The organism is Anabaenopsis arnoldii (assembly GCF_028331025.1).
Classification (GTDB): domain Bacteria; phylum Cyanobacteriota; class Cyanobacteriia; order Cyanobacteriales; family Nostocaceae; genus Anabaenopsis; species Anabaenopsis arnoldii.
The window spans coordinates 1-9,696 of the sequence record NZ_JAQMUH010000195.1 but is presented as its reverse complement, the minus strand read 5'-3'; the positions used below and the strand labels follow the sequence as shown (position 1 = coordinate 9,696).

At 43.1% G+C, this 9,696-nt stretch carries 8 protein-coding genes; 4 read left to right on the top strand and 4 right to left on the bottom strand.

Annotation, left to right across the window (positions count from 1 at the left end; genetic code table 11):
• Positions 1-504 (top strand): tetratricopeptide repeat protein (locus PN457_RS18030; protein WP_271734976.1); only part of this gene is annotated, 504 nt, incomplete at its 5' end.
• A 590-nt stretch (positions 505-1,094) separates the two neighbouring features.
• Here the strand turns inward: PN457_RS18030 and PN457_RS18025 are convergent.
• Together PN457_RS18025 and PN457_RS18020 are read right to left on the bottom strand one after the other, a co-directional pair.
• Entirely contained in the window at positions 1,095-2,840 is a 1,746-nt protein-coding gene (locus PN457_RS18025; protein WP_271734978.1) for an ATP-binding protein, read from the bottom strand.
• A gap of 178 nt (positions 2,841-3,018) precedes the next feature.
• Positions 3,019-3,255, bottom strand: a complete 237-nt coding sequence (locus PN457_RS18020; protein ID WP_271734975.1) for a hypothetical protein — start codon at positions 3,253-3,255, stop codon at positions 3,019-3,021.
• Between the two features lie 409 nt (positions 3,256-3,664).
• Here PN457_RS18020 and lepA point away from each other — a divergent pair, with 409 nt between their 5' ends.
• Entirely contained in the window at positions 3,665-5,476 is a 1,812-nt protein-coding gene (gene lepA, locus PN457_RS18015; protein ID WP_271734974.1) for a translation elongation factor 4, read from the top strand.
• A 99-nt stretch (positions 5,477-5,575) separates the two neighbouring features.
• Here the strand turns inward: lepA and PN457_RS18010 are convergent, their stop codons facing one another.
• Complete coding sequence (locus tag PN457_RS18010) at positions 5,576-6,034, bottom strand: YbhB/YbcL family Raf kinase inhibitor-like protein (protein WP_271734972.1); 459 nt, start codon at positions 6,032-6,034, stop codon at positions 5,576-5,578.
• Between the two features lie 183 nt (positions 6,035-6,217).
• On the opposite strand from PN457_RS18010, the gene PN457_RS18005 reads away from it, so the two are divergent.
• Together PN457_RS18005 and PN457_RS18000 are read left to right on the top strand one after the other, a co-directional pair.
• A complete protein-coding gene (locus PN457_RS18005; protein ID WP_271734971.1) occupies positions 6,218-7,408 on the top strand; it encodes a glycosyltransferase family 4 protein in 1,191 nt (396 codons plus the stop codon).
• Positions 7,409-7,621: 213 nt separating this feature from the next.
• Positions 7,622-8,593, top strand: a complete 972-nt coding sequence (locus tag PN457_RS18000; RefSeq protein ID WP_417006620.1) for a cyanophycinase — start codon at positions 7,622-7,624, stop codon at positions 8,591-8,593.
• A gap of 137 nt (positions 8,594-8,730) precedes the next feature.
• Here the strand turns inward: PN457_RS18000 and PN457_RS17995 are convergent, their stop codons facing one another.
• Complete coding sequence (locus PN457_RS17995) at positions 8,731-9,390, bottom strand: Uma2 family endonuclease (protein WP_271734969.1); 660 nt, start codon at positions 9,388-9,390, stop codon at positions 8,731-8,733.
• Between the last annotated feature and the right edge of the window lie 306 nt (positions 9,391-9,696).

The window sequence follows — 9,696 nt, the reverse complement described above, 5'->3', positions numbered from 1 at the left end:
GCATTGGCTGATTTCAACCAAGCTGTTGGGATTAATCCTAATGATGCTGGTGCTTACATCAATCGCGGTGTTGTTTACGCTGACCTGCAAAAATGGGATTTAGCATTGGCTGATTTCAACCAAGCTGTTGGGATTAATCCTAATGATGCTGGTGCTTACATCAATCGCGGTGTTGTTTACGATAACCAGCAAAAATGGGATTTAGCTGTGGCTGATTACACCCAAGCTATTGGGATTAATCCTAATTATGCTCAAGCTTACTACAATCGCGGTGTTGTTTACGCTGACCTGCAAAAATGGGATTTAGCATTGGCTGATTTCAACCAAGCTATTGGGATTAATCCTAATGATGCTGATGCTTACGGTAATCGCGGTCTTGTTTACCGTAATCTAGGAGACATCAACAAAGCCAGGGAAAACTTCCAAAGAGCAGCGGAATTATTCCTCACTCAAGGTCGTACCGCTGATTATAAACGAGCAATTAGGCTTTTAAACTCACTGTAGCTGCAAGATCGACGACTTCTCACATGAGCACAGATAATCTAGTATAATTTAGTTTCAGCACTCCGGTATCTGTGGGGCGATAGCGAAGCGCTGCTGCAAGCAGATCGCCACCCAGGGGAGCCTGGGGTTAGAAACCCCCGTCTCAAAGCTAAAGTCAGATAAATCTGACTAGAATCTCATGTATTTGATTATCTTTAGGTAAAAGTCGGGGATCTGTGGGGTGGTTAAGATCGCCGACTTCTCAAATGGTCACAGATAATCTAAGAGGATGTTTGAAAAGTCCCTCATGGTGTATCTAATATTTTTAGATACCCCTAAATCCCCCTTGAGAAGGGGGACTTTGACTCTAGTTCCCCCCTTGAGAAGGGGGGTTAGGGGGGATCAAGAAGTGTCTAAAATCACCTGATAAAACTTATCAAACATCCTCTAAGATAACTTAGCTAGAAGTCCGGGTTTTCAACCCCTGGATATTCTCAACGACCTTAACAATTATGCCCAAATATAGTCGGATTTATCCGACTTCTGCTATTAGACAGGGGTTTTGAACCCCTGGATGCTGGATGGTGGATACCACAACATTTATAATCTTTTCAGAAAGGGGAGATGTTAACATCAGCAGCAACTAAAACAGGTTGTTGATAGAGAGGTACTGTAAATGTGACTGTTGAACCTAGTCCTTCCCCCAGACTGTAAAAATGTACCTCGCCACCCATGGCTTCTATGAGTTTCTGGGATATGACTAGTCCCAAACCTGTACCACCGTACTGGCGAGTACGTGAACCATCTACCTGGGAGAATAATTGAAAGAGTTTATCTTGTTTATCCAGGGAAACACCGATACCTGTATCAGCTACTTTTACCCTGACCATTCCGGGAAATTCCTGATTTTGAAATTTCGCCTTTTTCAAGACTAAATCAGCACTGACGTTAATACTCCCTTCTTGGGTGAATTTGATGGCATTATTCACCAAGTTGAGCATGACCTGTAGTAACCTTTGGTAATTACCATGGACAATAATCTCATCAGAAGTAGGGAGCATCTGCATTTGGAAACTCAAGTTTCTTGACTCTGCTTGGGGGCGCACAAAATTTTCTACATCTTGAAATAGATCATTGAGTTTGACCGCGGAGCAAGCAAGCTCCATTTTGCCGGCTTCAATTTTGGCTATATCTAAGATATCATTGATAATATGGAGTAGATGTATTGATAAATAATGAGCCTCACAAATAAACTGATGTTGTTCTTGAGGATCATCTGCCATGCCTTCCAAAATCAGCTTTAAAAAGCCAATCATACCGTTGAGGGGGGTACGGATTTCATGGGAAACGTTAGCGAGAAATTCGCTTTTGAGGCGGGAGGCTGCTTCGGCTTTTTGACGGGCTGCTTCTAGTTCTTTATATAGGGTAGCATGGGCGATCGCAGTTCCCAACTGATCAGCAAACTCTTTGGCTAATTCTAGTTCTGCATCTGTCAAGGGGTGAAATTCATCTTTAATAGTGATGGCAATTAGTCCATTAGCTTGGTCTTGATAGCAAGTAGCCACCACTAAGATTTTGTCCGGGTGACACAGATTATACCGGGACATCTCCATGACAACAGGTTTTAGGGTGGCCAAGGCCTCAGCAAAAGCTGGCTCAGAAGTTACATCTATTTCCCGTCCGAGCATCGAAGCTCGCTCTGGGTGGTGATACTCGGCTATGACCTGGACTCTAGAACTAGAGGGGTGGTAAGGACAGATAATGCAACGCTCTAGCCCTAGGGTTTTGCCTAAACTGTCAACTGTTTGTTGCCAAATCACATCTAAATCCAATGTCCGCCGGATATTTCTGGTAATTTTATTTACCAGCTTATGGTATGGTTGTGTGCGGACTTGATGACCCACTACATTTACAGCTAAATCTTCAGCGGGTGATTTCCTCCCAGCCACTTGTAAGAATCTTCCCATGACTAAAACTGTGGTAGCAGCAGTTCCCAATGGTGGGATCATAGGGGAAATTACCAACTCGAACTCGAGTAATTTTTGACAGCAGCTAAACCAGCATTGGAACTTTTCCGGCACCAAAGTATTTAAAATCCGGTGTAAGCGTTCCAAATAAGCGCCATTATCTACTGGGACAAAAACCTTGTCCTCATGACTTTGATTAACTATTTGCTTAGGGTTTAAGCCCAACAGTTCGCTATGCTGACAGTAAAATGTTACGTAGCGTCCTGTCCCATCTTGAGTGTATACCAACTCTGAACTTAGAGTTGGCATACAGCCATCAGTGTGATTAGGGGAACCTTCCAGATTCTGGGGAAATAAATCCGGCAATTGGGAGTTAGCAGTAAAAGTCATTAATCGAGTTGGATAGACAAATGGCACCTCAAAGCAGTTTTGCCCAAGCCCCTGGTGAAACAATTGGGGGTAAATTATTACAGCTTTGGCATCCTTACATTGGGTATTTTGGCCTTTTTTGCACCAATAGTGACAAACTTTACGTTTTCTTCATGTTTGATTTACACCTTGTTTATTTTCAGTCATTCCACTCACCCCGGGGGGGGACGGGTACGCGCCGATGGTTGCGTGTGAGTTCATCATCCCTGGAGGCCTCACCCCGCAACCATTGACGAATGGCTACCTCAATGACTTTACTGGGGTCATTGGTTAAGTGCTGAATTTGTTCTACTAACTCCGAGTCCAAGTGGACGGCGACTTCTACCTTCTTGGTGCGTTGATGCTCACCTTCGGTAGGTTTCTCTTTCATATTCATAGGTTTATATACTCAGAGATTTTTACCTCTCAAGCTTTGTCGAGGGCTGATGATCTACCATTGGAGCAATTTGCATTTATAGTGAGATAGTTACCGAAAATAACGCCAGATTAACAGCATTTGCTTTTGAATGGTAAATGTGATCAACTCCCTAAACAACAACTCCAGAATTTGTGCTGTGTAAATCAGTAGTTATAGGCAGTTAGCTAGTGTAACCCCCCACGATTTCTAGATGATTTACTGAATATATATTTATTGTAGGGTACTGGTTCGTCAATCCCATCAGGTTAAATAGACTTTAATATATATTCTTCACTCTCCGGCAACAGCGTCTTGGCTAAGAAAGGATTAAAATATATGAAGTAAATTTCTTGTTTAACCTTGATTGCTGCTTCAGCAAAGATAGTATATGACTGACGTTCCCGCAGATCGCATTCGCAATTTTTGTATTATTGCTCACATTGACCACGGGAAATCTACCCTCGCCGATCGCTTGTTACAAGCTACTGGGACTGTGGATGAGCGCCAAATGAAGGAACAGTTCCTGGACAACATGGATCTTGAACGGGAGCGCGGCATTACCATTAAGCTGCAAGCTGCCCGGATGAACTACAAGGCTAAGGATGGTCAGGAATATGTCCTGAATTTAATTGATACTCCGGGTCATGTGGATTTTTCTTATGAGGTGTCCCGGAGCCTTGTAGCCTGTGAAGGGGCGCTGTTAGTGGTGGATGCGTCTCAAGGTGTGGAGGCGCAAACTTTGGCTAATCTCTATCTGGCTCTAGAACATGACTTAGAAATTATTCCGGTTTTAAACAAAATTGATTTACCAGGAGCAGAACCGGAGCGGGTAATTAGCGAAATTGAAGAAATTATCGGTTTAGATTGTAGTGGTGCGATTCTGGCTTCGGCGAAAGAAGGAATCGGCATTAATGAAATTTTGGCAGCGGTAGTAGAGCGCATACCACCGGCAAAAGACACTACAGACGCACCCTTACGAGCATTGATTTTTGATAGTTATTACGATAGCTACCGGGGGGTAATTGTTTATTTCCGGGTGATGGATGGGAGCATTAAAAAAGGCGATCGCATTTACTTGATGGCATCAGGTAAAGAATATGTCGTTGACGAGTTAGGTGTACTGTCTCCCAATGAAAAGCAAGTTGAAGAACTCCACGCTGGGGAAGTAGGCTATTTTGCCGCCGCCATTAAAGCTGTAGCTGATGCGCGAGTGGGGGACACAGTTACCCTATCTAAAGCTAAAGCCCCAGCCGCATTACCAGGTTACACAGAAGCCAAACCCATGGTATTTTGTGGGATGTTCCCTATTGATGCTGACCAGTTTGAAGACCTGCGGGAGGCTTTAGAAAAGCTGGGACTCAATGATGCAGCTCTGCAATATGAACCGGAAACTTCTAGCGCCATGGGTTTTGGCTTCCGTTGTGGGTTTTTGGGGTTACTGCACATGGAAATTGTCCAGGAACGTTTAGAGCGGGAGTATAACCTGGATTTAATTATTACAGCCCCTTCAGTTGTTTACCGTGTAGTCACTAACAAAGGTGAAGAACTGTATATAGATAATCCCAGCCATTTACCGGCTCCCAACGACCGGGAAAAAATAGAGGAGCCATACGTTCAAGTAGAAATGATTACGCCAGAAGGCTACGTCGGCACCTTGATGGAACTGTCCCAAAATCGCCGGGGTATTTTCAAGGATATGAAATATCTGGCCCAAGGACGTACTACCCTGACATACGAGTTACCTTTGGCGGAGGTGGTCACTGACTTTTTTGATCAAATGAAGTCGCGATCGCGGGGTTATGCCAGTATGGAATATCATCTCATCGGCTACCGGGAAAATCCCTTAGTCAAGCTAGATATTATGATTAACGGCGACCCCGTTGATTCCCTAGCGATGATTGTACACCGAGATAAAGCCTATGGTGTGGGGCGGTCAATGGCGGAAAAACTCAAAGAACTGATTCCCCGCCATCAATTTAAAGTGCCAATTCAAGCAGCGATCGGTAGTAAAGTCATAGCCAGTGAACACATCCCCGCTTTACGCAAAGATGTGTTAGCTAAGTGCTATGGTGGCGATATTAGCCGCAAGAAGAAACTTTTACAGAAGCAAGCAAAGGGTAAAAAACGGATGAAATCTGTGGGAACTGTGGATGTACCCCAAGAGGCTTTTATGGCTGTGTTGCGTTTAGACCAGGGCTAAAGAAAACCCTGCAATATGCTCCACAATTAAAACCTGTGTAGAGACGTTCTGTGAGAACGTCTCTATTTTTTTTTAGTATTTATACGTAGTAATTAGCTTTTAATGTTGCTTTTGATAACGTCCAATCAATTGGGCTGTTGCCAAAATATGATTTGCCATCGCTGCTTCTAATTCTGCTTTGGTGATGCCAAAATCTAGCACTAAAGGCGCATCTAGGGCGTAAAGTTTGAAAAAATAACGATGGGTACCACTGGGTGGACAAGGGGGAGTATAGCCCAATTGTCCAGTATCATTTTTACCCTGGATCCCACCCCCTGCTAGCAAGGGTTCTGTGGGTATCCCCTCCGGTAAGTTCCGGGTCTGGGGGGGTAAGTTAAAGAGAACCCAATGTACAAATGTGCGATTGGGAGCGTCGGGGTCATCCACAATTAAGGCAAAGCTACGGGTTTGAATGCTGACATCTTCCCACTTAAGTGAAGGAGAAATACCTTGACCTTCACAAGAAAATTTCATGGGAATCATACCATCTGCACAAAAGCTGTCACTTAGCAGTTTCATTTACACTCAAAGTCAAGAAATGTGGAAATTAAAAGTATCCTAAACATCAGAAAGTCTTTTCTCCTCTTCCTCTGGTTGTGTTATCTTGATTTATCGGCTCTATCCAAAAAATTAGTAAATATACTCACTACAATTACTATGTTGGTCTTTGTAGATAAATTAGGCTATTGGAGAGTTTCATAAATGAAGATACTGGCGCTAAGTTGGGAATTTCCACCGAGGTTAGTGGGGGGAATTTCCCGCCATGTGGCGGAGTTATATCCGGAACTGGTAAAGTTAGGACATGAAATTTACCTGATTACCGCAGAGTTTGCTCAAGCATCGATGTATGAGCTGGTTGAAGGTATACAGGTGCATCGGGTACCAGTTGCACAAAGTCGCGATTTTTTCCACTGGGTAGGTAATCTTAACCAAAGTATGGGAGATCACGCTGGAAAACTAATTCTGGAGGAAGGACCGTTTGATTTAATTCACGCTCATGATTGGTTGGTAGGAGATGCGGCGATCGCTTTAAAGCATAACTTTAAAATCCCCCTGATTGCTACCATCCACGCCACTGAATACGGGCGACATAACGGTATTCACACGCCTATTCAAGGTTATATTCATCACAAAGAATATTTACTAGCCTATAACGCTTGGCGAATTATTGTCTGTACAGACTATATGCGGCGAGAGGTACAACAAGCCTTATACAGTCCTGCAGACAAAATAGATATCATTTATAACGGTATTCGACCAGAAAAGAAACAACACGACGAAAGCTTTCATCCCCAAGAGTTTCGCCGCCAATTTGCCGCCGACCATGAAAAAATTGTTTATTATGTGGGTCGCATGACATACGAGAAGGGTGTGTCTGTATTACTTAATGCTGCGCCCAAGGTGTTGTGGTCAATGGGTGGTAACGTTAAATTCGTAATTATTGGTGGGGGAAATACCGACCATCTCCAGCATCAAGCCTGGGAGTTGGGAATTTGGCATAAGTGTTATTTTACCGGCTTTCTCTCTGATAAATACTTGGATAAATTTCAAACCATTGCCGATTGTGCTGTTTTTCCTAGTCTTTATGAACCCTTTGGTATTGTGGCCTTAGAAAGTTTTGCTTCTCGCGTGCCAGTAGTAGTATCAGATACTGGTGGGTTTCCGGAAGTAGTCAAACATACGCAAACAGGGATTGTCACCCAAGTAAATAATCCCGACTCTTTGGCTTGGGGAATTTTAGAGGTTCTAGAACATCCCGGTTATCGCCAATGGTTGATTGATAATGCTTACAGGGATTTAGCCCAGCGGTTTAACTGGACAAAATTAGCCCAGCAAACACAAACAGTTTATCAGCGCGTCATCCAAGAGCGATCGCAAGTTGTCTGGCTTTAAAACCAACTATCTACACAGTGATTATGCGAGAATAACGCCGAGAAATAAAGATTACCCCTGGTTATACCGCGTAAAAAAACATTACAACCCCTATACGCTGGAAATTTCCCCCTTTTTGGTGCGAGAGTTAGCAATAATTGTGGTTTGCACCAGCAGCTTAGTATGACCAAGGTATTCCCAAGCATAGCAAAGTGGTTCAGGACTATCAGAACCATGTTGAGGAAGATGGGAACCGCCCTCATAGCATTCCTAAACCCCGACATCCCACCAGAAAAAACTTTAGATTTACGTCCCCCCTCAGTCACACCCTTAGCAGGGCCTGTGCATATTTTAGGTGGAGGCGGTCCAGATGTAGAAGAAGCCATTCAGTGGATGATTCATCAAGTCCGGGGATCAACTAGCTACTCCACCAAAGTTAATGTTGTCGTACTTCGCACTTCCGGTAGTGATGATTACAATCGCTTAATTTATAATATGCAGGGAGTCAAATATGTAGAGACTCTGGTAATTAGTAACCGACAGGATGCGAATAAATCCGAAATTATCGAAAAAGTCAAAAATGCGGACGTAATTTTCTTTGCAGGTGGCGACCAATGTGAGTATATCCGTAACTGGAAAAATACCAAATTAGAAGCTACCATTAAATCAGTTTATGCCAAAGGCGGCGGCATTGGCGGCACCAGCGCCGGGGCGATGATTCAAAGTGATTATGTCTATGATGCTTGCGCTTCCTCCCAAGAAGGTATTGAAACCAGAGAAGCTCTCGAAGACCCCTACCGAGACATCACCTTTACTTACAACTTTTTCCCGTGGAGTCATTTAACGGGGACCATCGTTGATACCCATTTTGACAGACGCAAAAGAATGGGGCGCATTATGGCTTTTATCGCCCGTCAAATCCAAGATGGCGTATCGAAGAGCGTTTTAGGGATAGCCATTAGCGAAGAAACATCTGTGACTGTCGATAAATTTGGTATGGCTAAAGTCATGGGTAGAGGCGCTGCATATTTCGTTTTAGGAGACCATCCCCCAGAAATATGCAAACCCCGCACACCTCTAACATATTACGACTATAAAATCTGGCGGGTTCCCTATGGTGATACCTTCAACTTAAGAAATCTCCCCACCAGAGGTTACTATCTCAGGAGTGTAAAACGGGGTCGGTTTGATTCTGACCCTTATTAACTGGGAACTTCACCCCAACCGCTGATGGGGTGACAAAGGAGGCTGAAAACAAGACAGTGTAAACAATGTAACAAGTCAATCAGACCAAGATAACTGCGGCTTATGAAGTCTGTATTGTAGCTTATTTTGTCGCCCCGTTAGGTATTTGGGTCAATTCCCCTTGCTTGTAACCTAGCTAAAAGAGCTTGCAATTCTTCCTCTTGGGTAGAATATCTATTACCATTTTCGTCATACCAATATAACCATTCCCTCGTTCTACCTTGATAATTTCCCTGTTCCTTCCCAATACCTAAACCTACTTCTGACATCCAAATTTTATCCCCTGGTTGAAGGATGTATTCACCATTAAATAAGCGATAAACTTCTAAACGTTGACGTTTGCGACGTAAGCGTGTAGGGGCATAAATAACATAATATAAAATGCCTAATTCTGCATAGTCTAATTTCTTTTGCTCATATTCGTAATTGTAGGTTTGAGAAACAATTTCTAAGGCTAAAATTGGAGGAATACCATCTTCTTCCCAAAGTACATAACTAGAACGTCCATTTTCACCAACAAAGCGTTCCACTCCCAAACTTAAAAAGGCATCTGGGACTATGGCAGGTTTACTTCCTGTATAATAAATTCCCATATTAATCCCAAAAAACCAATCATCTCGCTTTTGCCAAATATTGACTAGGATCGCTAATAATAAATTGGGAATTAAAATTTGTAGTTCGTTATCCACTGGGGTATCGTCTGAATCTGGTAATTCTGCTGAAGAAGGTAAACAATGTAATGTATTGTAATTTAACATATAAGTCTCCTATTTGATTGTTGCGAAACTAGGTATATATCATTTCCCATACTCGTGAGGTACAAATTTTTTTAGTTTGAGGGAACAGGGAACACACCGAACAGGGAACACACCGAAGGATTGGGAAGGATTGGGAAGGATTGGCGAACACAGCGAAATAATAAAATCCAGTCCCCTCCCCTTACAAGGACAAGACTTGGTGGACAAGGTGGACAAGGTGACCACCGGAGAAAAACAGTACAAAGTCTGTATTCTTAGTAAGAAAAATAGCCCATTAAAAGACCATTGTCCGTATAAAATCTTCCT

Bases quoted from the DNA above. Each gene is read 5' to 3' on its own strand.
- PN457_RS18005 (WP_271734971.1), top strand. From the start codon at position 6,218: ATGAAGATACTGGCGCTAAGTTGGGAATTTCCACCGAGGTTAGTGGGG.
- PN457_RS18010 (WP_271734972.1), bottom strand. From the start codon at position 6,034: ATGAAACTGCTAAGTGACAGCTTTTGTGCAGATGGTATGATTCCCATG.
- PN457_RS18025 (WP_271734978.1), bottom strand. From the start codon at position 2,840: ATGACTTTTACTGCTAACTCCCAATTGCCGGATTTATTTCCCCAGAAT.
- PN457_RS18000 (WP_417006620.1), top strand. From the start codon at position 7,622: ATGTTGAGGAAGATGGGAACCGCCCTCATAGCATTCCTAAACCCCGAC.
- PN457_RS18020 (WP_271734975.1), bottom strand. From the start codon at position 3,255: ATGAATATGAAAGAGAAACCTACCGAAGGTGAGCATCAACGCACCAAG.
- lepA (WP_271734974.1), top strand. From the start codon at position 3,665: ATGACTGACGTTCCCGCAGATCGCATTCGCAATTTTTGTATTATTGCT.
- PN457_RS17995 (WP_271734969.1), bottom strand. From the start codon at position 9,390: ATGTTAAATTACAATACATTACATTGTTTACCTTCTTCAGCAGAATTA.